Annotated in this window: 24 protein-coding genes; 9 read left to right on the forward strand and 15 right to left on the reverse strand. The window is 71.6% G+C overall.

What is annotated here, in order from left to right; genetic code table 11:
* Window positions 1–118 precede the first annotated feature (118 nt).
* Window positions 119–406, reverse strand: coding sequence for a hypothetical protein (locus FB470_RS03160; protein ID WP_306999622.1), 288 nt, complete (start codon window positions 404–406; stop codon window positions 119–121).
* Complete coding sequence (locus FB470_RS03165; protein WP_306988580.1) at window positions 366–608, reverse strand: DUF2188 domain-containing protein; 243 nt, start codon at window positions 606–608, stop codon at window positions 366–368. Before FB470_RS03165 ends, FB470_RS03160 begins: the two co-directional genes overlap by 41 nt.
* Before the next feature lie 106 nt (window positions 609–714).
* Between FB470_RS03165 and FB470_RS03170 the strand changes: the two genes are divergently transcribed.
* Window positions 715–1263, forward strand: a complete 549-nt coding sequence (locus tag FB470_RS03170; RefSeq protein WP_306988581.1) for an AAA family ATPase — start codon at window positions 715–717, stop codon at window positions 1261–1263.
* 4 nt (window positions 1264–1267) lie between these two features.
* Window positions 1268–1903, forward strand: a complete 636-nt coding sequence (locus FB470_RS03175) for a YdcF family protein (protein ID WP_306988582.1) — start codon at window positions 1268–1270, stop codon at window positions 1901–1903.
* A 33-nt stretch (window positions 1904–1936) separates the two neighbouring features.
* Here FB470_RS03175 and FB470_RS03180 read toward each other — a convergent pair whose 3' ends face one another.
* Together FB470_RS03180 and FB470_RS03185 are read right to left on the reverse strand one after the other, a co-directional pair.
* Window positions 1937–2383, reverse strand: coding sequence for a nuclear transport factor 2 family protein (locus tag FB470_RS03180; protein WP_306988583.1), 447 nt, complete (start codon window positions 2381–2383; stop codon window positions 1937–1939).
* 11 nt (window positions 2384–2394) lie between these two features.
* Entirely contained in the window at window positions 2395–3264 is an 870-nt protein-coding gene (locus tag FB470_RS03185; protein WP_306988584.1) for an LLM class F420-dependent oxidoreductase, read from the reverse strand.
* An 84-nt stretch (window positions 3265–3348) separates the two neighbouring features.
* Here FB470_RS03185 and FB470_RS03190 point away from each other — a divergent pair, with 84 nt between their 5' ends.
* Both FB470_RS03190 and FB470_RS03195 read left to right on the forward strand, forming a co-directional pair.
* A complete protein-coding gene (locus FB470_RS03190; RefSeq protein WP_306988586.1) occupies window positions 3349–4134 on the forward strand; it encodes a class I SAM-dependent methyltransferase in 786 nt (261 codons plus the stop codon).
* A gap of 208 nt (window positions 4135–4342) precedes the next feature.
* Window positions 4343–5158 carry a hypothetical protein gene (locus FB470_RS03195; protein ID WP_306988588.1) on the forward strand — a complete coding sequence of 272 codons (816 nt, stop codon included), beginning with the start codon at window positions 4343–4345 and terminating at the stop codon, window positions 5156–5158.
* A 45-nt stretch (window positions 5159–5203) separates the two neighbouring features.
* Here FB470_RS03195 and FB470_RS03200 read toward each other — a convergent pair whose 3' ends face one another.
* Window positions 5204–6013, reverse strand: a complete 810-nt coding sequence (locus tag FB470_RS03200) for an Fpg/Nei family DNA glycosylase (RefSeq protein WP_306988590.1) — start codon at window positions 6011–6013, stop codon at window positions 5204–5206.
* The gene (locus tag FB470_RS03205) at window positions 6013–6483 is read right to left on the reverse strand and encodes a ribose-5-phosphate isomerase (protein WP_306988592.1); all 471 of its coding nucleotides are present in this window, start codon (window positions 6481–6483) and stop codon (window positions 6013–6015) included. The genes FB470_RS03200 and FB470_RS03205 overlap by 1 nt, the downstream gene beginning before the upstream one ends.
* A gap of 138 nt (window positions 6484–6621) precedes the next feature.
* On the opposite strand from FB470_RS03205, the gene FB470_RS03210 reads away from it, so the two are divergent.
* On the forward strand, window positions 6622–7089 hold the full coding sequence (locus tag FB470_RS03210; RefSeq protein WP_306988593.1) for a 2-phosphosulfolactate phosphatase: 468 nt from the start codon (window positions 6622–6624) through the stop codon (window positions 7087–7089).
* Window positions 7086–7772 (forward strand): MBL fold metallo-hydrolase, encoded by a 687-nt coding sequence (locus FB470_RS03215; RefSeq protein WP_306988595.1) that lies wholly within the window; start codon window positions 7086–7088, stop codon window positions 7770–7772. The genes FB470_RS03210 and FB470_RS03215 overlap by 4 nt, the downstream gene beginning before the upstream one ends.
* Here the strand turns inward: FB470_RS03215 and FB470_RS03220 are convergent.
* Complete coding sequence (locus FB470_RS03220; RefSeq protein ID WP_306988597.1) at window positions 7759–8370, reverse strand: mycothiol-dependent nitroreductase Rv2466c family protein; 612 nt, start codon at window positions 8368–8370, stop codon at window positions 7759–7761. The genes FB470_RS03215 and FB470_RS03220 overlap by 14 nt on opposite strands.
* Before the next feature lie 132 nt (window positions 8371–8502).
* Between FB470_RS03220 and pepN the strand changes: the two genes are divergently transcribed.
* Window positions 8503–11064, forward strand: coding sequence for an aminopeptidase N (pepN, locus tag FB470_RS03225; RefSeq protein WP_306988598.1), 2562 nt, complete (start codon window positions 8503–8505; stop codon window positions 11062–11064).
* Between the two features lie 203 nt (window positions 11065–11267).
* Here the strand turns inward: pepN and FB470_RS03230 are convergent, their stop codons facing one another.
* The 3 genes from FB470_RS03230 to FB470_RS03240 form a co-directional block, all read right to left on the reverse strand.
* A complete protein-coding gene (locus tag FB470_RS03230) occupies window positions 11268–11753 on the reverse strand; it encodes a DUF5130 family protein (RefSeq protein ID WP_306988599.1) in 486 nt (161 codons plus the stop codon).
* The gene (gene ctaJ, locus FB470_RS03235) at window positions 11740–12009 is read right to left on the reverse strand and encodes an aa3-type cytochrome oxidase subunit CtaJ (RefSeq protein ID WP_306988601.1); all 270 of its coding nucleotides are present in this window, start codon (window positions 12007–12009) and stop codon (window positions 11740–11742) included. Before ctaJ ends, FB470_RS03230 begins: the two co-directional genes overlap by 14 nt.
* 654 nt (window positions 12010–12663) lie before the next feature.
* Complete coding sequence (locus tag FB470_RS03240; protein WP_306999033.1) at window positions 12664–13161, reverse strand: HNH endonuclease; 498 nt, start codon at window positions 13159–13161, stop codon at window positions 12664–12666.
* Window positions 13162–13549: 388 nt separating this feature from the next.
* Between FB470_RS03240 and FB470_RS03245 the strand changes: the two genes are divergently transcribed.
* On the forward strand, window positions 13550–14512 hold the full coding sequence (locus FB470_RS03245) for a mechanosensitive ion channel family protein (RefSeq protein WP_306988603.1): 963 nt from the start codon (window positions 13550–13552) through the stop codon (window positions 14510–14512).
* A gap of 13 nt (window positions 14513–14525) precedes the next feature.
* Complete coding sequence (locus tag FB470_RS03250) at window positions 14526–14909, forward strand: globin (RefSeq protein ID WP_306988605.1); 384 nt, start codon at window positions 14526–14528, stop codon at window positions 14907–14909.
* A gap of 30 nt (window positions 14910–14939) precedes the next feature.
* Here the strand turns inward: FB470_RS03250 and FB470_RS03255 are convergent, their stop codons facing one another.
* The 5 genes from FB470_RS03255 to FB470_RS03275 all read right to left on the reverse strand — a co-directional run bounded on the left by FB470_RS03255 (window position 14940) and on the right by FB470_RS03275 (window position 25547).
* The gene (locus FB470_RS03255) at window positions 14940–15779 is read right to left on the reverse strand and encodes an LLM class F420-dependent oxidoreductase (RefSeq protein ID WP_306988607.1); all 840 of its coding nucleotides are present in this window, start codon (window positions 15777–15779) and stop codon (window positions 14940–14942) included.
* 39 nt (window positions 15780–15818) lie between these two features.
* Entirely contained in the window at window positions 15819–16454 is a 636-nt protein-coding gene (locus FB470_RS03260; RefSeq protein WP_306988609.1) for a hypothetical protein, read from the reverse strand.
* A complete protein-coding gene (locus FB470_RS03265) occupies window positions 16451–16873 on the reverse strand; it encodes an acyl-CoA thioesterase (RefSeq protein ID WP_306988611.1) in 423 nt (140 codons plus the stop codon). Before FB470_RS03265 ends, FB470_RS03260 begins: the two co-directional genes overlap by 4 nt.
* A gap of 10 nt (window positions 16874–16883) precedes the next feature.
* Window positions 16884–21854, reverse strand: a complete 4971-nt coding sequence (locus tag FB470_RS03270) for an NAD-glutamate dehydrogenase (protein WP_306988612.1) — start codon at window positions 21852–21854, stop codon at window positions 16884–16886.
* Between the two features lie 843 nt (window positions 21855–22697).
* Entirely contained in the window at window positions 22698–25547 is a 2850-nt protein-coding gene (locus FB470_RS03275; RefSeq protein ID WP_306988614.1) for a hypothetical protein, read from the reverse strand.
* Window positions 25548–25595: the final 48 nt, after the last annotated feature.

The following is a 25595-nucleotide window of genomic DNA, read 5'->3' on the forward strand; positions in this document are numbered from 1 at the left end:
GTCAAACCCCTGCAACCGTCGACAACAGCCAGCAACCCTCAACAACAGCTTGCAGGGGAAACGCGTCCGACCTGCGGAAAGGAGCGGGTTCGATTCCCGTCGCCCGCTCTCGCTGTCTTCACAGGTCAAAGCACACAACGAGCGGCGGTCTCCGGTTCTGAGGGCCGCCGCTCGCCGCTGTCGTGCCATTACCGTGCCAGTAGCTCCCGCCCTGCCGGTACCGCTCCACCGGTGCGTTCAGCTCGTCGGCGATCTGCCGGTCACGCGCGCTCGTCGCGTGCTGGTAGATCAGCGCCGCCCGCGCGGTGCTCTGCCCCATCCGCTGCATCAGCTCCCGCGTGGTCCCGCCGGCGACGCGGCGAGTCCTACCTAGCGCCGGTCCTCCGGCAGTGCGGATCGTGGCCACGAGGCGACGTGTCCTTGTCCCGGATCCTGCCGTCCCGACCATGAACGACGGTCTCGCCGCCGGTGTTGTTCGTGATCTCACGCGCCCGGCCTGTCGCCTCGCGCTGCGTGTCGTAGCGCCCGCTCGAACGGTTTGCCCCCGGCTTCTTGACGTCCCAGCCACCGTCCGGATTCGGCACGACGTGCCGATCTTTCTCGCTCACGCGTGACTACGGCCACCGGCACTGCGTCAAGGCTGGAAAGCGTGCCTTGACCCGGCACCACTCGTAACGGGCGCCCTGCGATCAAGCCCGCTGGTACCGTCGCCAGGTGCCGCGGTTGATCCTGCTCAACGGGCCGCCCGCGTGCGGCAAGTCGACGCTCGCCCGGCGGTATGTCGACGACCATGCGCTGGCGCTGAACCTGGACGTCGACCGCATCCGGGGCCTGATCGGCCGGTGGCGCGACGATCCACGCACCGCCGGCGTGCTCGCCCGCGAGGTCGCCCTCGCTGCCGCGCGCGCCCACCTGGCTTCCGGGCACGATGTGGTGATCCCGCAGTTCCTGGGCCGGCCGACGTTCATCGAGCGCCTCGAGTGCCTCGCCGGCGAGACGAACGCGACGTTCCACGAGATCGTGCTGCTCGACAGCAAGGAGAACACGCTGCGACGCTTCGCCGAGCGCGCCTGCGCGGCGGCCGATCCACAGCACCTCGAGGCCCAGGAGATGGTCGAGCGCACTGACGGGTTCGGCGACCTCCCGCAGATGTTCGACCGGTTGATGGCGGTGATCGCAGCACGGCCGCACGCGAGGATCGTCCACGTCGCGGAGGGTCAGGTGGACCTGACATACGAAGCCGTCCTGCGCAACCTGGGGTGAGGCCGTGGACGACACCCTGCGCGCCGACGTCGAGACCCTCTGGGACTACCACCACCTGCACCACGAGCCGCGCCCCACGGATGTCGGCGTCGGGCTGGGGAGTCACGATCTCGGCGTCGCCACGTACACCGCCGAGCTCTACCACGCCCGCCGGTTCCCGCTGGTCGTCTTCACCGGCGCCAACGCGCCCACCACCGTGGACCTGTTCCCGCGCGGTGAGGCCGTCCACTTCCGCGAACACGCGATCGCGCGGGGCGTCCCGGCGACAGCCATCCGGCTCGAACCGCACGCCACCAACACCGGCGAGAACATCACGTTCACCCGGCGGCTGCTCCAGGACCACGACATCCGCTCGGTCACGCTGGTCTCGCGCCCGTACCAGCAGCGCCGCGCCTACGCGACCTGCCGCAAACTCTGGCCCGAGGTCGACGTCGTGTGCGCCGCCCAGCCGCACACGCTCGACGAGCACATCCGCAGCATCGGCGACGCAGACCGCGTGATCAACATGCTGGTCGGCGACACGCAGCGCATCACCCGCTACGCCGAACGCGGCTTCGCGATCCCGCAACCCATGCCGGCCGCGGTCCGCGCCGCCCTGCACCGGCTCATCGCGGCCGGGTTCACCAAACGCCTCCTCTGATACCGCGGGCGCGCCCCAGGCGTGGCACCTTGGTCAGGCGTCCACCTGCCGCGCCGTCGCCATCGCGCGCTCGGTCTCCCAGAACGCCCGCATCGACAGCACCAGCCCGTCGGCGTCGACCCGGTACACGAACACCCCGTCGGTGTCGACGCGGTACCCGCCCGGCAGGTACGTGGTGATCGTGCCGACGTTCGCCACCTCGTCGCCCGCCGCGAACGAGTCCTTGATCGTGAACTCGAACCGTTCGACCTTCGCGATCGTCAGCTCCCAGAACGCGGCGATCCCGTCGTGGCCGTGGTGCCCGCGCCCCTCCTCGTCGAACATCGACGGGCCGACCGGGTCCTCGACGACGGCGTCCGGCGCGAACAACGCCAGCCACTCGTCCTTCGCACCGCGGCAGGTCGCGTTCATCGACCGCCACGAGGCCACCCGCGCCGGCGGCTGCTCCGCGGCGACGTCCCAGCACACCGAAACACCCATGACGAACCCCCTCAGAACCGGGAAATGATCTCGTCGGCGAACTTGCGGATGGCGTCCTTCTTCGGGCCGATCGGGTCGCCGAACCCGATGCCCTCGAACACCCACGGCTGCGTGACGATGTCGGTCACCCCGATCTCGCCCTGCTCGCGGTACCCGTCCAGCCCGAACTTGTCGATGCACACCGCCTGGATCTCGAACGGGTCGCCGGCCCGCCCGAACTCCGCACGCAACTCCGCCAGCCGCGAAATCGTCGTGCGCAGGTCGTCGAACTTCATCATCGCCGAAGACCAGCCGTCGCCGACCCGCGCCGCGCGCTTCAGCGCCACCTCGGTGTGCCCGCCGATGTAGAACGGGACGTGCTTCGACGGCGCGGGGCTCATCTGCAGCTTGTCGAAGTCGAAGAACTTGCCGTGGTACTCGACCATCCCGCCGTCGAGGATCAGCCGCAGCACCTCGATCGCCTCGTCCACGCGCTTGCCGCGCTGCGCGTAGGGCGCGCCGCACCACTCGAACTCCTCCGGCGACCAGCCGACGCCCAGCCCGAGCCCGAACCGGTCGCCGGACAACACCGCCACCGAACCGACCTGCCGGGCCAGCAGCACGGGGTTGCGCGACCCCAGCTTGAGAACCGAGGTGTAGAACTCGATCCGCTCGGTCACCGCGGCCATCGTCGCGACCGCCACCAGGGGATCCGCCCACGGCGTGTCCGCGGTCCAGAACCGGCTGCCGTCCGGCGTGTACGGGTATTCGGCCGACACGTGCTCGGAGTAGAACAGCGAGTCCGGCAGGGCGATCGAGGAGAAGCCGCACTCCTCGGCCGTCCGGGCGAGCTCGGTGAACTGGTCGAGGGGGTTCATCGCGACCGAGAGTGTGAACTTCATGCGACCGAGACTATAACGTGTTCTAGTTTTCGTCGAGAGCGGAACCGCTTGCGCCCGGCTTCCCGCAGCTCACAGACTTCACCCGTGATCCACGAATTCGCCGGCGACGTCGCGGCGCAGTACGACCGGTACCGCCGCGGCTATCGCGACGAGGTCTTCGACCTGCTCGCCGGCGAGTTCACCCTCGGCCGGGTGCTCGACCTGGGCTGCGGCACCGGCCAGCTGACCGTGCCGCTGGCGCGACGGTCCCGCGCGGTGATCGGCATGGACCCCTCCCCCGACATGCTCGCCCGGGCCCGTGCGGCCGAGCTGCCCAACGCGGTGTGGGTGGTCGGCGCGGACAGCGACGTCCCGGCCCTGGAGCCGCTGCTCGGCGCCGCGAGCCTCGACCTCGTCACTATCGGCCAGGCCCTGCACTGGATGGACGCGGCCCCGCTGTTCGCCGCGCTGAGCCGGCTGCTCCGGCCCGGCGGCGGCGTCGCGGTGATCGCCAACGGGACGCCCGTGTGGACGCAGGACAGCTCGTGGGCCTCGGCGATCCGTGAGGTGTCCACGCGGTGGCTCGGCCCGCTGGAGTTCCCGGCCTGCGGCAGCAGCGACGAGGACCGCGCTCGCCACCGGGACCTGCTGGAACGGGCCGGCTTCACCCGGGTGCGCGAACACCGCCTCGACCACACCGAGCGGCTGGGCCTGGAGGAGGTGGTCGGGTCCTTCTACTCCACCGGCCCGCTGGACGAGCTGGACGCCGCAGGTCGGCGCGGTTTCGACGAAGACCTGCGCGCGGCACTGCGGGACGCGGAGCCCGCCGGCGTGTTCGCCGAGGAGGTGCCGGTGCGCGTCCTGTGCGGGAAGTGGGAACCGTCGGCGTAACGCCCGCGTCGGCCAATGCCGCCACAGCGCCGGACCACCAGTTCAGCAGCCGACCGGGACGTGGTGGACGACGCAAGATCATCCGCCGCTGCACCGGAACTACCCGCCCGGCCTGTACGTTGCCCGTATGTCCGGTTCGGCGGGGACAGGTGCTTCCACAGACCATCCGCGTCGTCCGGCTCAGCACACCAACTTCTGGGAGTAAGCCATGGGCACCGCGATCACCGTGATCGTGCTCCTCGTTGTCATCGTGGGCGCCATCGCCTACTTCAGCAAGGCTCAGGCCAAGACGCGGCAGCGCCAGCTCGACGACGCCAAGGCCGACGCGCGGCGCCTGGTCGAACGCCTGGGCGGGCAGGTGCTCAACCTCGTCGGCTCCAACGAGCCGGCCAAGCAGGCCCTGGCCGACGCGTCCGAGCGCTACAACGCGGCCGGCTCCCAGCTGGAGCAGGCCCAGACCGCCGAGCAGGCCAAGCTCGTCAAGGAGACCGCGCTCGAGGGCCTCTACTACGTGCGCGCCGCGCGTGAGGCGATGGGCATGGACCCGGGCCCGATGCTGCCCGAGGAGCGCGAACGCGAGCGGGCCGGCAAGGTGACCGAGGAGCGCAGCGTGGACGTCGAGGGGCGCCGCCTGCAGGCCTCGCCCAACCCGGGTGACGACACGCCGTACTACTACCCGGGCGGGCGCGTGGCCGGACGGCCGGTGCCCCAGGGCTGGTACAGCGAGCCGTGGTGGAAGCCCGCGCTCGTGGCCGGCGCATGGGGGCTCGGGTCGGCCCTGCTGTTCAGCACGATGTTCAGCGGCATGTCCGGTATCGCCAGCGCGGAGGCCTGGGAGTCCGGCTACGACGCCGGCCAGGAGGACGCCATGGCTGACGTGGGCGACGGCGGCGGCGACATGGGTGACGCCGGTGGCGACATGGGCGGCGACTACGGCGGGGACTTCGGCGGCGCCGACATGGGCGGTTTCGACGGCGGCGGTTTCGACGGCGGCGGCGACTTCGGCGGCGACTTCGACTTCTGAGCCCTCACCGCACAGCGGGCCGGACACCACGTCCGGCCCGCTTTTTCACGCCGCCTGGCAGACCGGGCACCAGTACAGGTTCCGCCCGGCCAGCTCGGCGTGCGCGACCGGCGTGCCGCACACCAGGCACGGCTGCCCCGTGCGCCGGTACACGTAGACCTCGCCGCCGTGCCGGTCCTGCCGCGGCGCGCGGCCGGTGACCTCGGGCAGGTGCTCGTCGTCGACGGTGTCGATGCGCCCGATGCGCACGCCCTTGCGCATGAGCGCGACGAGATCGGCCCACATCTCCTTCCACTGCACCTGGTCCAGCGCGCGCCCGGGCACCATCGGGTTGATCCGGTGCCGGAACAGGACCTCCGCGCGATACACGTTGCCCACACCGGAGATCACGCTCTGGTCCATCAGCAGCGCAGCGATCGACGTGCGGGACGCCGAAATCCGCTGCCAGGCCTCGTCGGGGCGGGCGTCGCGGCGCAGCGGGTCCGGGCCGAGCCGCGCCTTGATCGCGTCGACCTGGTCCGGGGTCAGCAGTTCACACCGGGTCGGACCGCGCAGGTCCGTCCAATGTGTCCGGCCCACGAGCCGCAACCGGACCTGCCCCACCGGGGCGGTTTCCGGCAGCTTCGCCTCGGTGAAGGTCCCGTACAGTCCCAAGTGGACGTGCACCGATCCGAGCGGGCCGAAGTCGTGGAACAGGTGCTTGCCGTAGGCCTCGGCCTTCACCATCACCTGACCGTCCACAAGGGCCGCTTCGCGAGCGAAGCGGCCCTGTGGACTGGAGACGCCCACCGGCGCGCCCGCGTAGCGCCGTTGGTGCAGGCGGGCGAGCCGGTGGAGGGTGTGCCCCTCGGGCATCAGCCGGGCAGCGGCGGCGGGGTGCCGGTGCGCTCGTAGTCGAGCATCTGCTGCACGCGGCGGGCGTGCCGCTCGTCCTCGGACGGCGGGGTCGACAGGAACGCGTCGACGATCGCGGTGGCCTCTTCGACGGTGTGCATGCGCGCGCCGACGCCGATCAGCTGCGCATGGTTGTGCTGGCGGGCGAGCTCGGCGATCTCCGGCTTCCAGGCCAGCGCGGCCCGCGCGCCCTTCACCTTGTTCGCGGCGATCTGCTCACCGTTGCCCGAACCGCCGATGACGATGCCCAGGCTGCCCTCGTCGGCCACCACGCGGCGGGCGGTCTCGATGCAGAAGGCCGGGTAGTCGTCGGCGGCGTCGTAGACGGCCGGGCCGATGTCGGTGACCTCGTGGCCCTGGCCCTTCAAGTACTCGACCAGGTGGTTCTTCAGCTCGAAACCGGCGTGGTCTGATCCCAAGTAGACGCGCACGGTGGGAGTCTCGCATCCGGGCCGGACCCGGGCATGCTGGGGGTGTGGACGTGTTCGCCCAGGACGGGCATGACCTGCGGCTGGAGTGGGGCCCGGAAGGGGTCGCCGAGCTGGGTCGCGGCTGCGCGGTGCTGGTTCGTGGTGGACGTGTTGCCGTTCAGCACGACCGTCGATCTCGTGACGAGCCGGGGCGGCCGGGTGCGGCCGCTGCACTGGCAGGGTGACGCGGCGCCCCGGCCCGCCGCGGTCGCAGCCGCGGCCGACCGGATTGCCGGGCCGGAGCCGATCGGCGTCATCCCGGCCGGAGAACGCTGGGGGATCACCATCACGACCGCGGCACAGTCCGGCTCACTCCGGCCCTGCGTCGAGGACCTGCTCGGCGCGGGCGCGATCGCCGCCGCCCTGTCCGGCCGGTCGGCGTCCCCGGAGGCGCTGCTGGCCGCCACCGCCTACCACGGCACGGACATCCGCAGGGCACTGCGAGGATGCTCCTCGGGTCGCGAACTGATCGCCGCCGGCCACCAGCGCGACGTCGAACTGGCCGCGGAGGTCGACGTCAGCCCGACCGCCCCGATTCTCGTCGACGACCTGCTGGAGGCCGCGTGACCTGGCTCGAACTCGCCGAGGGCGTGCACGCCCGCCGCTACGAGCACCTCGACCAGACACTCGGCCTGGTCGTCGGCGCCGAGCGGTGCCTGGTGATCGACACCGGCGGCGACGAGGTGCAGGGCGCGGAATTCGCGGCCGAGGTCCGCGAGATCACACCCCTGCCGTGGACGGTGGTGATCACCCACGCCCACTTCGACCACCACTTCGGCAACGCGGCCTTCCTGCCCTGCCCGATCTGGGCGCACGAGCGGTGCCGGGACGCTCTCGTGCGCGACGGCGAGACCGATCGGGAGGCCTGGGTCCGGCGCTTCCACGACGAAGGACAACCCGTCCTCGCCGAGCGGCTCGCCGCCGCGCGCCTGGTGCTGCCGGACCACCTGTTGACCGACCGCGCGCGCCTCGACCTGGGCGGCCGGACGGTCGAACTGGTCCACCCCGGCCCCGCGCACACCGACCACGACGTGGCCGTCCACGTGCCCGATGCCGGGATCCTCTTCGCCGGCGACCTCGTCGAACAGGGCGCGCCGCCGTCCATCGGGCCGGACGCCCATCCCCGGGGCTGGCCCCCCGCGCTCGACCGCCTGCTCGCCCTGGACCCCGGCACGATCGTGCCGGGGCACGGCGATCCGGTCGGACCCGAGTTCGTGGCCGCCCAGCGGGACGAGCTCAGTCGAAGTTGAGCTCGCCGGTGCGGGTCCGCTTGAGTTCGAAGAAGTCGGGGTAGCCGGCCAGCAGCCGGGCGCCGTCGAACACCTTCACGGCGTCCTCGCCGCGCGGGATCGAGTTGAGCACCGGGCCGAAGAACGCGACCCCGTCGATGTGGATGGTCGGGGTCCCGACGTCCATGCCGACCGGGTCCATGCCCTCGTGGTGGCTCTTCTTCAGCGCCTCGTCGTAGTCGGTCGTCTCCGCGGCCGCGGCCAGGTCGGCCGAGGCTCCGACCGCCTCCAGGGCCTGCTTGATGACGTCCGGGATGTCCTTGTTGCCCTGGTTGTGGTAGCGGGTGCCGAACTCGGTGTAGAAGTCCCGCAGGATCGCCTCGCCCTTCTCCTGCGCCAGCGCGATCGCGACACGCACCGGGCCCCACGCCTTGTCCAGGAGCTCCCGGTAGTCGGCGGGCAGGTCGCGGCCCTGGTTGAGCACCGCGAGGCTCATCACGCGGAAGTTCAGGTCGAGGTCGCGCTGCTTCTCCACCTCGAGGATCCAGCGCGAGCTGATCCAGGCGAACGGGCAGACCGGGTCGAAGTAGAAGTCCACGCGTGTGCGCTCTGCCGTCATCGATGTTCTCCCTGTGGGTGCTGGGGCCGTCAAACGGGCCAACAGCACGCGGAGGGCCCTTGTTCCCGGCCAAGACATGATTGGATAGCGGGATCACCGAGAATGACAACCGCGAGCGTTTCCGAGGTGCCTGTGCCCGCCCCTAACCTGACCCGCGACCAAGCCGAACAGCGTGCCGAGCTGCTCGAGGTCGAGTCCTACGACATCGCCCTCGACCTCACGGACGGTAACGGCGGCCCGGGCGAGAGAAGCTTCGACTCGAAGACCACGATCCGGTTCGCCGCGACGAAGCCGGGCGCGAGCTCGTTCGTCGACATCGTCGCGGGTTCCGTGCGCTCCGCGACGCTCAACGGCCGCGCGCTGGACGTGTCCGGCTACGTCGAGGACGACGGCATCGCGCTGCCCGACCTCGCTGCCACCAACGAACTGGTCGTCGAGGCCGACTGCCGCTACATGAACACCGGCGAGGGCCTGCACCGGTTCGTCGACCCGGTCGACGACGCGGTCTACCTGTACACGCAGTTCGAGACCGCCGACGCCAAGCGCATGTTCGCCTGCTTCGACCAGCCCGACCTCAAGGCCACCTACCGCCTGACGGTCACCGCGCCGAGCGAGTGGAAGGTCGTTTCGAACGCGCCGGTGGAGAGCACGGAGAAGACCGCGGAGGGCGCCACGCGCACGGTGTTCGCCGTCTCCGAGCGCATCTCCACCTACCTGGTCGCGCTGATCGCCGGCCCGTACGCCGAGTGGCACGACCAGTACACCGACGAGCACGGCACGATCCCGCTGGGCATCTACTGCCGCGCGTCGCTGGCCGAGCACATGGACGCCGAGCGGCTGTTCACCGAGACCAAGCAGGGTTTCGGCTTCTACCACAAGGCGTTCGCCACGCCGTACCCGTTCCGCAAGTACGACCAGCTGTTCGTGCCGGAGTTCAACGCGGGCGCGATGGAGAACGCCGGTGCGGTGACGTTCCTGGAGGACTACGTCTTCCGCAGCCGGGTCACCCGCTACGCCTACGAGCGGCGCGCCGAAACGCTGCTGCACGAGATGGCGCACATGTGGTTCGGCGACCTGGTCACCATGCGCTGGTGGGACGACCTGTGGCTGAACGAGTCGTTCGCGACGTTCGCGAGCGTGCTGGCGCAGGCCGAGTCGACGGAGTACGTGCACGCGTGGACCAGCTTCGCCAACATCGAGAAGTCCTGGGCCTACCGGCAGGACCAGCTGCCCTCGACGCACCCGATCGCGGCCGACATCGTCGACCTGCAGGCGGTCGAGGTCAATTTCGACGGCATCACCTACGCCAAGGGCGCCAGCGTGCTCAAGCAGCTGGTCGCCTACGTCGGGCTCGACCACTTCCTGGCCGGGCTGCGCGTGTACTTCGGCAAGCACGCGTGGGGCAACGCGACGCTGGCCGACCTGCTCGGCGCGCTGGAGGAGGCGTCCGGCCGCGACCTGTCCGGCTGGAGCGCGCAGTGGCTGGAGACCACCGGCCTGAACTCGCTGCGGCCGAAGTTCGACACCGACGCCGACGGCAGGTTCACGTCGTTCGCGGTCCTGCAGACGGGGGCGAAGCCGGGCGCCGGTGAGCTGCGCACGCACCGCATCGCGGTCGGCATCTACGACGACGAGGCCGGCAAGCTGGTCCGCACGAAGCGCGTGGAGCTGGACGTCGAGGGCGAGCGCACCGAGGTGCCGGACCTGGTTGGCGTGCCGGCGGGCAAGCTGGTGCTGGTCAACGACGACGACCTGACCTACTGCACGATGCGGCTGGACACCGGTTCGCTGACCACGCTGGTCGACCGGATCGCCGACATCACCGAGCCGCTGCCGCGCACCCTGTGCTGGTCGGCGGCGTGGGAGATGACCCGCGAGGCCGAGCTGAAGGCGCGGGACTTCCTGCAGATCGTGCTGCACGGCATCCACGCGGAGACCGAGGTCGGTGTCGTGCAGCGGCTGCTGCTGCAGGCGCAGACCGCGCTGAACTCCTACGCGCAGCCGTCGTGGGCCGCCGCCGAGGGCTGGCCGCAGTTCACCCGCAAGCTGCTGGAGCTGGCGCGCGACGCCGAACCGGGCTCCGACCACCAGCTGGCGTTCGTCAACTCCGTCGCCGGCTCGGTCCTGGACGGCGCGACGGCCGACGTGCTGGCCGGCTGGCTGGACGGGTCGGCGCCGCTGGAGGGCCTGGTGGTGGACGCGGACCTGCGGTGGCGGCTGCTGCACGCCCTGGTGGCCCACGGGCGCGCCGGGGACGCGGAAATCGACGCCGAACTCGCCCGCGACGACACCGCGACCGGGCGCCGTCACGCGGAGCGCGCCCGCGCCCTGCGGCCCACCCCGGAGGCCAAGGCGGAAGCCTGGCAGCGCGCGGTCTACGACGACGAGCTGCCCAACGCGACGAGCAACGCCATCATCAGCGGCTTCTCCCACCCCGGGCAGAAGGACCTGTTGACGGGCTACGTGAGCACCTACTTCGCGGCCATCGACGAGGTCTGGTCCCGCCGTTCGAGCGAGCGCGCCCAGCCGACGGTCGTCGGGCTGTTCCCGGCCTGGGCCGTGGAGCGGGCCACGGTGGAAGCCGCGGACGAGTGGCTGGCCGGCGACCACCCGGCCGCACTGCGGCGGCTGGTGTCGGAAGGGCGGGCCGGCATCGTGCGAGCGCTGGCGGCCCGCGAGTTCGACGAGGCCTGATCCAGCAGACAGGGGCGCCGCCCGCGAGCGATGCGCGGCCGGCGCCCCTTCCGTGATCCCTTGATCTGTGGTCCGCCACCCGGGCACGCAACGGGACCGGCACCCGCACCCGCGGATGATCACCCAGCTCGGGCTCGGAGCACGCGCCGCGGAACGCCAGAAGGGGCGGCCGCGTCGGCGGCCGCCCCTTCTGGGAAGCGCTGCTAATGCTTCGGCGCCGAGCCGGCCTGGTCGGCCAGCATGCGCAGGCCCGAGACGAGCCCGCCGATGAGGTCGCCCTCCTTGAAGGACGCCACCATGCTCATCACGGCCAGCTTCGCGCCGCGGTCGGGCAGCCGCCGGACCGCCTCGGAGCCCGTCACGATCTCCACGACGCGCTCACCCGGGGACACGGCGATCAGCACCGCGTTCGCCGAGCTGGGCTGGATCGACGCGTGCAGCTCCTCGGCGCGGGCGCGGGTGTCCGAGCCCAGCTCGCCCAGGTACACGCTGAAGTCGAGGCCGGTCTCCCGGCTCGCGAGCGTCAGCGCCTCGTCCAGACGGGCCAGTTGGACGGTGCTGAATGGGCTGGATGGAGCAGAGGGCTCGTACATCCGGGCCACCGAACGGCGTCCGGTCGCGGTAATCGCGACGCCGATCTCCAGCTCCTCGTCCGATCCGGGCTGTCGGGTCAGCTCACCAGCTGCCACGGGCTCCTCCTGCCGCCGTCACGCTCGCGTTCGCGCTCGCGTCCCTGTTCTCCACCGGTTCGCCGGAGTGCGTGTCGTGCACCGTCCCGATACCTTCCGGGTTGCCGCTCCACCACATCGGCGGGTACTCCCAGTCCTGCCCGGGCCGGTACCGCGGCGTCCCGGTCAGCTTCGACCGCAGGGTGAGCAGGGCGATCACCCCGTAGATCGCCGCCGGGATCAGCGCGAAGATCAGGATCGTCTCTCCGATGTTCACGCGTGAAGAGTAGCCCGAGGAGCCCGGACCCGCCGAAGCCGGGCATGACCGCTCGTCGCGTGGGGGGCACCGTCCGCCGAGCGTAGTTACCACGATGGCGCGATGGGCTGAAGAGCGGTCGGACGAAAGGTTGCAACTCAACGTACAGCCGGCCGCACCCGGCGCCATTGCCTTGTTCGGTCGGCCAGTTCCTCGTAGCTTTTTCACCTGTACGGGCCTTGCGCCCCGCTCCCCTTGCCGATGAGTAACGCTGAGGTCCCTGGAGGACAGACCATGTACCTGCTCCGTACCCTCGCTCAGACCAACGCCGACCACGTTCCGTCACTGATCGACGCCCCTGAGGGTTGCGTCACACGGGGGACTCGTGTGACCCGCGGCACGCGTGTCACCGCGGGAACCCGCGTCACCCGCGGCACCAGGGTCACGCGGGGTACCCGTGTCACCGCCGGAACCCGTGTCACGCGTGGCACCCGAGTGACGCGAGGCACGCGAGTCACCGCAGGGACCCGCGTCACCCGCGGCACCCGTGTGACGAGGGGCACCCGCGTCACCGCCGCCTGAGGCGTCCGAGCCGTCCCGAACCTGACCGGAACCCCACCAGACGAAGACGTCGGAACGCCCCGGCTCACCGCCGGGGCACCGGTGTGCCGGCGATCAGGCCGCCACGCCGAGGTAGGGCTTCCACAGCGGGTCCGCGTCACCGGAGTGCACCAGCAGGCGCCAGTGCGGACCACGCGGCGCCGTGGGCACCACCCGCAGCTGCCACCCCAGGTCCTCCAGCAGCCGGTCCGCCTTGCGGTGGTTGCACTTCGCGCAGCACGCGACGCAGTTCTGCCAGCTGTGCGGACCGCCCTTGCTGCGCGGCAGCACGTGGTCGATCGTCTCGGCCCGCCCGCCGCAGTACGCGCACTTGTATCGGTCCCGGTGCATCAGCCCGGCCCGCGTCAGCGGCACCTGCGCCCGGTAGGGCACCCGCACGTACGTGGACAACCGGATCACCGACGGCACCGGCAGCGACAGCGTCGCCGCGTGCAGCGTGAGCCCGGCCGGATCGCCGTGCACGACCTCTGCCTTCCCGCACATGACCAGCACCACGGCCCGCCGCAGCGGGAGCGCGGTCAGCGGTTCGAACGTGGCGTTGAGGAGCAGCACGCGCCGCCTGCCCATCGAGAAAGCCCCGGGGGTGCCGGAACCGGCCGGATCCCGCCCTCTACGCTGACCCGAGGGTCGGCTCACGCGGCCGCCTCGCGGGGGTGGCCCACTGGGCTGGGGACCGCCACCCGGCGGCCCCTGACCCTGATGAGCGCCCTGCCCCTGAGCGCACAGGGCTACCTCCGGCGCCTGCCCGCCCACCGCTTGGTCGGGGGCGCCGAGGGGGATCGGTTGTCGGTCTGGCACTCGACCACCTCCACCGGTGCAGCCATAGTCGACCACAGATCACACCCGATGTGCACCTGTGTTAGAAGACGTGTCCTGTGAAATTCGTTCGACGTCTGCCTGACGCCGGGCGAAAACGGCCAGAAAGGGATCCCCGAGCCCCGTGACGCCGCTGCTCAACGAAGCACCCGAATGCATCAACCAGCCCGGCACCTGGTGCTATCAAGTGTTCCAGATCACGCACAACGAGTGGCTGGCAGCGTCGGCCAACTGGCTGATCGCCAAGCCGTTGCGGATCGTGTTGATCCTGCTCGTCGCGTTCGTCATCCGCTTCCTGCTGCACAAGCTGATCGACCGCGTCACCACGATGCCCGCCGGCAACGGCGGCAAGAAGCTGCCGGCCATCCTGCGTCCCCTGCGTGAGCGCGCCCCCGACATCCTCGGCCCGGTGGTGGCCGAGCGGCGCCGCCAGCGGGCCAAGACGATCGGTTCGGTGCTGAAGTCGCTGACGTCGTTCGTCGTGCTCGGCCTGGCCTCGATCTACATCCTGGGCGAGCTGGGCATCAACCTGGGCCCGCTGCTCGCCTCCGCCGGAGTGGTCGGCATCGCGCTCGCGTTCGGCGCCCAGAACCTGGTCAAGGACTTCCTGTCCGGCATGTTCATGATGCTGGAGGACCAGTACGGCGTCGGGGACGTCGTGGACATCGGGCCGGCCACCGGCACCGTCGAGTCGGTCGGGCTGCGCATCACCACGATCCGCGACGTCAAGGGCACCGTGTGGTACGTCCGCAACGGCGAGGTCACCCGCGTCGGCAACTCCAGCCAGGGCTACGCCATCGCCCTGGTCGACGTGCCGCTGAGCTACAACGCCGACGTCGAGCGCGCCACCACCGTGCTGACCGAGGCCGCGCGCTCCGCGGCCTCCACCGAGCCGCTGTCGGTCGACCTGCTGGAGGAGCCCGAGGTCCTGGGTGTGGAGAAGGTCACGCCGGAGAGCATCGAGCTGCGGCTCACGGTGAAGGTGCGGCCGGGCCGCCAGTGGGCGGTGCAGCGGCAGCTGCGGGCGGCGTGCCTCACCGCGCTCGAGGAATCCGGATTCCTGTCCGCGGCGACCACGGCACAATGAGAGGGTGACCGGTATGAGCGAGCCCCAGTCCTTCTTCGAGGCCGTCGGCGGGGAACCGACGTTCCGCAAGATCGTCGCGCGGTTCTACGCCGAGGTGGCGAAGGACGAGGTGCTGCGGCCGATGTACCCCGAGGAGGACCTGGGGCCGGCCGAGGACCGGCTGCGGCTGTTCCTGATGCAGTACTGGGGCGGCCCGCACACCTACTCCGACCAGCGCGGTCACCCGCGCCTGCGGATGCGGCACGCGCCGTTCAAGATCGGCCCCATCGAACGCGACGCGTGGCTGCGCGCCATGCGCGTCGCGGTCGACGAGGCCGGCCTGCCGGAGCCGCTGGAGACCCAGCTGTGGAACTACCTCGAGATGGCGGCCCAGAGCATGATGAACAGCTGGGTCTGAGCTGTCCCGCGCCCGTCCGGCGCCGGCGCGTCAGCCCAGCTTCGCCAGCTCGTTCGCCAGCGGCTCCAGGACGTCCGGGGTGTGCGGCGGCGGCAGGTAGACGATCGCGAGGTCGAGGCCCTGCTCACCGAGCGCGGCGGCCTCGTCCGCGACCTTCGCGTAGTCCAGGTCCGGGCCCAGCCGCACGTGGCTGGACAGCATGATCTCCTTCGGGTCCCGCCCGATGTCCGCGCAGTGCTGGTGCAGCACGTCCCGCTTGCGGGCGAACTCCTCCGGCGTGCCGCCGACGAAGTTCCAGTGCTGGGCGAAGCGCGCGGTGGTGCGCAGGGTCCGCTTCTCCCCGCTGCCGCCGATGCAGATCGGCGGGTGCGGGCGCTGCACGCCCTTCGGCTCGTTGCGGGCGTCGGTCAGCTGGTAGTACTCGCCCTTGAAGGTCGTCGTCTCCTGCGTGAGCAGGCCGACGAGCACCTCGCACGCCTCCTCGAAGCGGTCGCTTCGCTGCTTGACCGTGCCCAGCTCCATGCCGTAGGCGCCGGATTCCTCCTCGTTCCAGCCCGCGCCGATGCCGATCTCCAGCCGGCCGCCGGAGACGATGTCCAGTGTCGAGGCCATGTTCGCGAGCAGCGCCGGGTGCCGGTAGTGGATGCCGCTCACCAGCGTGCCCAGCCGCAGCCGCTGCGTGGCCTGCGCCAGCGCCGTCAGCGTGACCCAGCCCTCCAGGCACGGCCCGGTCGGGTCCGAGAAGATCGGGTAGAAATGGTCGAAAGTCCACCCGGACTCGAAGATTTCGATGTCGTCGGCCGCTTTCCACACCGCGAGCATGTCGGCCCACTCGGTGTTCTGCGGCGAGGTTTTGAACGCGTAGCGCATACCGCGAACACTAGCGACCTGGAGCAGCTCCAGCGCAAGTCAGAACAGCAGGGGCAGCAACGCGTGCCGCCGCCGCACGACCGCGCCGTAGCGGGCGTCGAGGCGCATCCAGGAATTCGTCGCGGTCACCCGGATGACGTCGTCCGGAATGGCGGAATCGAAGAACCCCATTCCGGACAAGGCGAACAGACATCGCATGTGCACCTTGACCTCGAGGTCGCCCTCGCTGACCGTGAGCACCGCCTGGTCCATCAACGACGCCGGCGGGGTGCCGTGCGGCCCGGCGTTCTCCCGCGCCAGCGCCACACCGCGGTCGGTGAGGTCGCTGATCACCTTCGCGGGCAGCTCGTCGACCAGCTGCCACCCGGCGCCGGCGGGCAGCTCTCCGTGCCACAGCAGGTCACGCGCCGGGCCCGGGTCCATCCGTTCACCACCGGCGACCGTCAGCGCGGCCAGCAGCTCGTTGCCGGAGACCGTGACGTCGCCCGGGGTGACCTCGCCGTGCACCGCCCGCGTGGCCAGGCAGTCGAACGGCGTGGCCACCCAGGCTTCGACGACGCCGTTCCCGCGGTTGCGCAACCGCACGGCGGCCTGGCCGTCCAGACGCACCGCCCTGGCCACGAAGGCTCCGAGGGTCTCCCGGTCGTCCCGGTCGGGGATCCGCAGCTCGGTCACGCGCCCGCCTCCGTCAGCCGGGCCTGCAGGAACGCGCGCTCGTCCGCGGTGAGGCGGCGCGGACGGTTCGTGGCGACGTCGTAGGGCGCGAGGACGGTCTCGGCGGTGACCGCGATCCCGTCCTCGGCGCGCGGACCGTCGTGCACCTGGTAGGCCAGGGTCAGCGACGCGAACTTCAGGTCCTTGAGCGAGATCTCGACCCGGATCTCCTGCCCGTCGACCACGATCGGGGCGCGGTAGTGCACGGCGAGCTTCACCACGACCATGCCCTTCGCGAACTCCGCGAGCCCGGCGCGGCCCGCCTCGTCGAACAACAGCGGCACGCGTGCCTCTTCGAGCAACGTCACCATGTTGGCGTGGTTGACGTGCCCGAACACGTCCATGTCCGACCAGCGGGGCCGCACCTTCGCAACGTACACCCCGATATTCCTACCTCACCGTGCTCCGCAGCTGGCGCGCGGCGACCGACAGGGTCGCCAGGTCGAGGCGGCCCGACTGGTTGATGTCGTCGAGCGCGACCCTCGCCCGCGCCAGGCGCGAGGCGTTGGTCTTCTCCCACTGCGCGATCTTCGCGTCCGCGTCGTCGTCGGTGTCGCTGTGCCGCAGGGCGTCCAGCGTCATCGCCCGCAGCGACGAGTACACGTCGTCCCGGAGCGACAACCGGGCCAGCGCGTGCCAGCGGTTGCCGCGTTCGAGCGCGCTGATCGAGGTGAGGATCCGGTCGACGTCCAGGTGCGCGGACAGCGCGTAGTACAGCTCCGAAGCCTCCTTCGGGCTGCGCTCGGCGTCCACCCCGGCCTCGCGCTCGGCCAGCTCGGCCACCTCGACGACGTCGAGCAGGCCGTAGGCGTCCAGCAGGACCGCCACCCGCAGCGCCAGCTCCCGCGGCACACCCGCCTCGGCGTAGCGGTCGGCCTGCTCGCGCACGGCCTCGGCTTCGCGGCCGCGCAGGAGCGTGTCGACCTTCGGCGCCAGATCGGCGACGACCGGCCCGAACCGGGAGATCTCGGCGCCCACGGCGAGCGGCTGGGGCCGGTTCGCGAGGAACCAGCGCGCGGCCCGGTCGAGCAGCCGCCGCGACTCCAGCATCATCTCGTCCTGCACCTCGGTGGGCACGCGGTTGTCCAGCGCGTGGATGTCCTCCCACAGCTCGGTGAGGTTGAACACGCGGGTGACCACCGTGTAGGCGCGCACGGCGTCGGTGGCGGTCGCGTTCATCTCCTCGGCCAACCGGAACGCGTACGACACGCCGGCACCGTCGACGACCTCGTTGACCAGGAGCGTGGTGATGATCTGGCGGCGCAGCGGGTGCTCGTTGATGCGGTCGCCGAACCGTTCCCGCAGCGGTTGGGGGAAGTACTCCGGCAGCCGCTTGGCGAACACCTCCGCGTCCGGCAGGTCACTGGCCAGCAGCTCGTCCTTGAGCTCCAGCTTCACGTGCGCGAGCAGCGTCGCCAGCTCGGGCGAGGTGAGGCCCTGGCCGGCCTTCTCCAGCGCCTGGAACTGCTGCTTGCTCGGCAGCGCCTCCAGGCGCCGGTCCAGCGCCCCGGCCTTCTCCAGGCTGGTGACGAGCCGGGCGTGCACCGGCAGCATCGGTACCGCGTGCGCCCGGCTGACGCCGAGCACGCCGTTCTGGTGGTAGTTGTCCGCGAGCACGAGGCGGCCGACCTCGTCGGTCATCTCGTGCAGCAGGGCGTTGCGCTGCTCCCGGTCCAGCGCACCGCTGCTGACCAGGTGGTCGAGCAGGATCTTGATGTTGACCTCGTGGTCGGAGCAGTCCACGCCGGCCGAGTTGTCCAGGGCGTCGGTGTTGATCTTGCCGCCGGTCCGGGCGAACTCGATGCGCCCGCGCTGGGTCAGGCCCAGGTTGCCGCCCTCGCCGACCACCTTCACACGCAACTGGTTGCCGTTGACGCGCACCGCGTCGTTGGCCTTGTCGCCGGCATCGGCGTGGGTCTCGGTCTCGGCCTTGACGTAGGTGCCGATGCCGCCGTTCCACAGCAGGTCCACCGGCGCCAGGAGGATCGCGCGGATCAGGTCGGCCGGGGCGAGCTGGGTGACGTCGTCGTCCAGGCCGAGCGCCTGGCGCACCTGCGGCGAAATCGGGATCGTCTTGGCGCTGCGCGAGAACACGCCGCCGCCCTCGCTGATCAGCGACCGGTCGTAGTCCTCCCAGGACGACCGCGGCAGCTCGAACAGGCGCTTGCGCTCCCGGAACGACGACGCCGCGTCCGGGTTCGGGTCGAGGAAGACGTGCAGGTGGTTGAACGCGGCCACCAGCCGGATGTGCTCGGAGAGCAGCATCCCGTTGCCGAAGACGTCCCCGGCCATGTCGCCGATGCCGACGACCGTGAAGTCCTGGGTCTGGGTGTCCACGCCGAGTTCGCGGAAGTGCCGCTTGACGCTCTCCCACGCACCGCGCGCCGTGATGCCCATGGCCTTGTGGTCGTAGCCGACCGAACCGCCCGAGGCGAACGCGTCGCCCAGCCAGAAGCCGTACGCGGCGGAGACCTCGTTGGCGATGTCGGAGAACGTCGCGGTGCCCTTGTCGGCGGCGACCACCAGGTAGTTGTCGTCGCCGTCGTAACGCACGACGTCCTTGGCCGGGACCGTGCGGCCCTCGACGAGGTTGTCGGTCAGGTCGAGCAGGCCGGAGATGAACATGCGGTAGCAGGCGATGCCCTCGGCCAGCTGCGCGTCGCGGTCCACGCCGGGGTCACCGGTCGGGACCGGCGGGCGCTTGACGACGAAGCCGCCCTTGGCGCCGACCGGCACGATGACGGCGTTCTTCACCGCCTGCGCCTTGACCAGGCCGAGGATCTCGGTGCGGAAGTCCTCCCTGCGGTCCGACCAGCGCAGACCACCGCGCGCGACCGAACCGAACCGCAGGTGCACACCCTCCACGCGCGGGGAGTACACGAAGACCTCGAACCGCGGGCGCGGCTCCGGCAGGTCCGGCACGCCCTGCGGGTCGAACTTGAGCGCCAGGTACGGGCGCGGGCGGCCGTCGGCGTCGGTGACCCGGTAGTTCGTGCGCAGCGTGGCGCAGATGACCGACAGCAGGCGGCGGAGGATGCGGTCCTCGTCCAGGCTGGTGACGGCGTCGATCATCGTCGAGATCTCGCCGACCAGCGCGTCGGTCTGCTCGTCCGCGGACGGGTCGGTGGTCAGGTCGAAGCGGTGCTCGAACAGCTTCACCAGCATCGTGGCGATGTCGGTGTGGGCGAGCACGGCGCGCTGGATGTACTCCTGCGAGTACGGCGTCCCGGCCTGGCGCAGGTAGCGCGAGTAGGCCCGCAGCACCGCGGCCTGGCGCCAGGTGAGGCCGGCCCGCAGGACGAGGGCGTTGAAGTCGTCGATCTCGCAGTCGCCCCGCCACGCGGCGGCGAAGGCGTCCTGGAAGCGCTCGCGCAGGTCGCGCTCGGCCTCGCCCAGGTCGGTCAGGCCGATGCGCAGGCCGAAGTCGTAGACCCAGGAGCGGGTGCCGTCCCAGCGGCGCAGCTCGTAGGGCCGCTCGTCGACGACCTCCAGGCCCATCCGCTGCAGCACGGGCAGCACGGCGGACAGCGTCACCCCCTCGCCGAGGAGGTAGAGCTTGAAACGCCGCTCCCCCGGCTCCGCGCCGTCCGGGGTGTAGAACGACATCGCCAGGTCGTCCGGACCGGTCAGGCTCTCCAGCTTGCGCAGGTCGGCCAGCGCCTCGACGGCGGTGAAGTCCTCTTTGTACGCCTCGGGGAAGATGCCCGAGTACCGCTGGCCCAGCTCACCGGCCGACTCCTCGCCGAGCACGGCGGTGGTGCGGGCGGCCTCGCCGGCGCGCTCGCGCCGCTCCGCGAGGATCGCCTCGACCATCAGGTCGTCCCAGTTGCGCACGGCGGCGTTGAGCCGTTCCTGGATGCGCAGCACGTCCGGCTCGACGCGCGTGGCCGGATCGGTGTGGACGGTGAAGTGCACCTGCGCGAGAGCGGTCTCGCCGACGCGCGTGCCGTACTCGAGGTGGGTGCCCTCGAGTTCGGCGAGCAGCACCTCCTGCATGGCCAGGCGCGAGCGGGTGGTGTAGCGGTCGCGCGGCAGGAACACCAGGCACGAGTAGAAGCGGCCGAAGGTGTCGCGGCGCAGGAACAGGCGCAGCCGACGGCGGTCGGACAGCGTGATCGCGCCGACCGCGGTCGAGTAGAGCGAGTCGAGGTCGGCGGAGAACAGGTCGGCGCGCGGCCAGTTCTGCAGGACCTCCAGCATGCGCTGGCCGGAGTAGGACTCCATCGGGAAGCCGGCGCGGTGGATGACCTCGCACACCTTGCGGGACACCACGGGCACGTCCAGGACGTCCTCGTGCAGCGCGGAGGTGGTGAACATGCCGAGGAAGCGGTGCTCGCCGGTGACGTTGCCGCGCTCGTCGAAGGTCTTGACGCCCACGTAGTACGGGTACACCGGGCGGTTCACAGTGGACGGTGCGCTGGCCTGGGTGAGGACGAGCAGGTGCGGGTGCAGCGCGATGGCGGCCGTGTCCGGGCCGGCGGTGAGGCTGCGGGCGGCGAGGCTGTCCTGGCGCAGCACGCCGAGGCCCGAGGCGAGGACGGCGCGCAGGGCGGGTTCGTCGGTGCCCGACTCGGTGTCCTCGACCAGTTCGTAGCGGCGGTAGCCGAGGAACATGAAGTGGCCGTCGGCGAGCCAGCGCAGGAGGCTCGCGCCCTCGGCGACCTCGTCGGCGGGCAGCGGCGGCGGGGTGGCGTCGAGTTCGGTGGCCAGGTCGACGGCGGCCTGGCTCATCTTGTCGGTGTCCTCGACGACCTCGCGGACGTCGCCGAGCACGGAGGCGAGGTGGGTGTCGAGCTCGCGGGCGCGGTTGAGGTCGGTGATCAGGTCGATCTCGACGTACATCCACGATTCGGCGGCCGCGCCTTCGGGCGGGCTGGCGACGTCGGCGTTGGGGTGGACCTCGATGAGCTCGCCGGTGATGTCCCGGCTGACGACGACGATGGGGTGCACGAGGCGCTGGACCTGGACGCCGTCGCGGGCCAGCTTGGCGGTGATCGAGTCGACCAGGTAGGGCATGTCGTCGGTGACGATCTGGACGACGGTGGCGTCGCGGGTCCAGCCGTCCTCGGCGGTGGTCGGGTTGAGGAGGCGGACGGCGGGGCGGCCGGGGATGCGGTTCTGGGCGAACTGCTGGTGGGACCGGACGGCACCGACGAGGTCGACGGGGTCGTCACCGAGGATCTCGTCGGCGGGGATGTGGCGGTAGTAGAGGCGGATGAGGTCGGCGATGTCCGGCGCGTGCTGGGCGGCGGCCTCGATCAACTCGTCCCGGATCTGCTCCGGGCTGGCGGGCCGCAGACGGCCGTCGGGGACGGTTCCGGACGAGGATCCGGGGCGGGCTGACACTCTCGTCGAGCTCATCTCAGGCAACTCTCCACCGAGTTCGCTTCGCGCGCGTAGCGCTGAACGAACACCACCATAACCAGGCCGTAAATCGTGGCGACGCCGGACCGCCGGATCGTAGAATCGGTGCACAATCGCGGCGGTCGGGCCGCTGACCGGAGGTGTCGAGCCGGCCGCTCGCGCGGTGAGTTCCGCTGCTCCGGAGTGAGCGCCGGGCCGTCGAGCGCCGGATCATCGCGCGTGCCGCCGGGAGTGTCCGGGCCGCCCAGGGTTGTGGCCAGTGCCCGCCACCGTGCTCGCCGCCGCCACCGTGCCCGCCGCCGCAGTGCCCGTCACCGGCGCCCCGCCCGCCACTGCCGTAGTGCCCACCGCTGCACGGTGCCACCACCGGTGCACGGCGCGCCGCCGCCACCGTGCCCGCCGCCGCAGTGCCCGTCAACGCCGCAGTGCCCACCACCGCACGATTCCCGCCGCCGCAGTACCTGTCGCGGCTGCAGTGCCCGCCACTGCAATACCCGTCACGGCCCAGTGCTCACCAGCCCACGGTGCCCGCCACTGCCCGCCCCCTGCAACGGCCGCCACTGCACGATGCCCACCACCCCAGTGCCCGTCACCGCCGCAATGTCCGTCACCGCCGCGACGCCCACCACTGCACCGCCCCCTGCACCGGCCGCGGGCGCGGCTCAGCACGCGCGCTGATCGTTCAGTTGAGCCCCGGGGCCACTCGCCCGCCCCCACCTTCAGCCTTGCGGCGGTAGCGGCGGGTGCCGAGCGCGTAGTAACGCACTCGCCGACGAGCGCCCGCCCTCCCGTCCCGGTGCCACCACGGTCCGGCGTCGCGGCCCACCGGCGCCGGCGGCCTCAGCCGTCGCCGCGGTGGCGGCCGTTGCCGGGCTCGCTGCCGTTGCGTCCGTGGCCGTTCACCGGTCGCGGCTCGGCGGAGGACTGGTTGCCCAGCCGCTTGACGAGGGCCGCCGCACTGGATGTGCCCGCCTGGTGTTCGGCCAGTGCGCGGGCCAGCAGGTCGGCGAGGCCGGCGTCCTCGGGGAGGTCGTCGTCGGGTATACCGGACGGGTCGCTGCGGAACGGCGCGCCCAGGCCGTCGTCCTGGAGCACCGGCGCGTTCGTGAACGGCGTCTCGGACGTGCTGGTGCTGGTGTCGCTGCTCGTGTCGGCGAAGTCGTCCCACGGGGCCAGCGACGGTGGCAGCCGCAGGCGCGGCAACCAGTTGTCGATGACCGGCATGCTGGGCGCCGGCTCGTTCTCACCGCGCACCTTGTCGTCGGACGAGGTCTCCGGGCGCGCAGGAGCGACCCCGGCCCGGCTGACGGGCTCGGCGTCCTCGCTCAGCCAGGATTCGGCCGCCGCCTGGTTGCCCTGCTCGCGCGGGACATCCTCATCCGCCCGGCGCCGTCCACCCGGCTCGGGACGCCCGGGGTCCCCGGCGTCTGCCGCGCGGCGACGACCGCCACCGGCCCCCGTGCTGATGCCCAGCCGGTCGAGCACGCTGCGCGCGGCGACCGACCCGTGCTCCGAATCGTGGCGTGTCTTCCGGGCCGCCCGCGACTCGGCGTGCTCCTTCCGCGACGGCGCATCCGTGGATCGCCGCGGCGACTTCTCCGGCTCCTCGGGCGGAACGACGTCGGCCCGCGCCCCAACTTCGTCGGCCTCGGACGTCGCGGCTTCGTGCTTCCGGCCCGGCTCGGCCGGTTCGTCACGCTCCGCCGCGTCGGGCTCCAACCGGGACGTCAGAGCAGTCTTGCCCGTCCGGCTCGACTCCAGCTCCGACGGTTCGTCAGGCTCCGCCGGAGCCTCACTCGCCCGGCGTCGCCGCGCCACGGCCTCGTCACGCCGCTCGGGCTCGACCTCGCTCGCCGGGCTTCGCCGGGAGGTCGCCGCGCCTTCGTCGCGCTGCTCAGGGCTCGCGTCGCTCGTCCGGGCCAGGGGGATCACGCGCGTCGCATCGTCCGGTTGCTCGGACTGGGGCGTCGCCTTGCCTGCGCTGTCCAACCTCCGCGCCGCGGCGTCGTGTGGCCGCTGGGACTTGACCTCGCTCGTGTCGGGTGGTTCGGTCCGCGACCCCGCATCGATCTCGCTCGTCCGCGTCGACCCCGAAACCGCCGAGGCACGCCGCCCCGAGCGCGACGCCACCCCGGCCGCACCCGTCGAAGTCGCTGCCGCTGCGTCGGCTCGGTGCCCTGCGGCCGGTACCGCCTGCGAGAACCGCGGAGCCTTCGTGAGGTCCTCGGGCCGCTCCTGCGCGGGCTCGGGCGCCAGGGCCCAGCTCGGCTTCGCCCTGGCGGTGGCCGGTTCACGAGCATCCCCGAGCTCGGGTGCGAGGGACCAACCCGCCTTCACACCGGGGGTGGCCGGCTCACCAACGTCCCCCGGCTCGGGCGTGCGGGACCAACCCGGCCTCGCGCCGCGGGCAGCCGGCTCACCAGCGTCCCGCGGTCGCGGAGCGTCCGCCGCCACGGGCGGAGCGTCGGCGCTGGGCTCGCGGCCGACGGGCACCTTCGCCTCCGGCACCGACAGCGGCGCGACCGCCACCGAGGTCGCCCCCTCGGTCGCAGGCACCGAACCCAGCACGTGGTCCAGATCGACTTCGGCGTGTCCGTTGCCGCCGAACTCACCCGTCAGCAGCCCGACGGCCTGACGACGAGCACGCGCGTGCACGTGCTCGGCCGCCCGCGCCAGGTGCAGGCATTCGATGGCCTCCGCATACCGGCCGAGTCGCTCCTCCACGTGCGCCAGCTCGGTCCACAAGCGCGCGGTCAACGCGTGCAGCTCGTGCCGCTCGGTGGCGTGCACTGCGTCGCGCAGCATCCGCGCCGCGGCCTCGATGCTGCCGGAGGGCAACAGGACCCGCGTCGCGATCGCCATCCGGAGCCAGCCGGCAGGCGCGACCGACGCCGCCCGCGCCGGCTCGTCCAGCACCTGCCGAGCAAGGTCGAGCGCGTTGGCGCTGTCGCCGCGATCCAGCAGCGAACAGACCAGCTGCAGGACGAGCCGTACCCGGACGACCCCGCCGTCGTGCTGCGCATCCTCGAGCTGTTCGAGGAACCCGAGGCCTGTCCGCGCTGCGTCGGCCGCACCGATGACGTCCCCGTGCCGACGCCGGTGTGCCGACACCGCGACCCGCAGCAACGCGCGCGCCAGCAGCCGGCCGTCGGCGTCCAGGGCGTCGTCCGCCCCGCACAGCCGGTCGGCCTCGGCGAGGGTCCGGTCGAGCTCCGGCTTGCGCCCGAACTGCGACAGGCACCCCACCAGTTGGCTCAACGCCGCGGCCTTGTGCGCGCCGGTGAAACGCGGCGCGTCGAGCACCGGCCGCAACGCCGCCAGCCCGGTCAGCGGTGCGCCGACACTGCGCGCACACACCGCGAGGTCCGTGCGCAGCCGCGCGGCCAGCACGGTTTCACCGGTGTCCTCCGCCGCACGCAGAGCCGCCACGGCCCGGCCCACGGTGGGAGCCCGCAGACCGAGGCGAACGCGGGCCGACACGGCGAGTCCCTCACCGCGGACCCACAGCTCCTCCGCCCCGGCGGCCTCGGCCAGGGCCGCCGACCGCTCACCGAGCACGAGCGCCAGCTCCGGCGCGCGCACCTCGAACTCCGCGGCCTGGTCGAGCAGGCGCTCGACCGCCGCGATCTCCGCGGTCCGGCCGCCATCGTGGGAGCGCGAACCGGATCGGCTGTGCTGGGTGGCAACCAAGGGGACTCCGCTTCCGTGTTGGCTCGAGCGTGCTAGCACGGGGCTCCC

This window comes from Amycolatopsis thermophila (assembly GCF_030814215.1).
In the GTDB taxonomy this organism is placed as follows: Bacteria; Actinomycetota; Actinomycetes; order Mycobacteriales; family Pseudonocardiaceae; genus Amycolatopsis_E; species Amycolatopsis_E thermophila.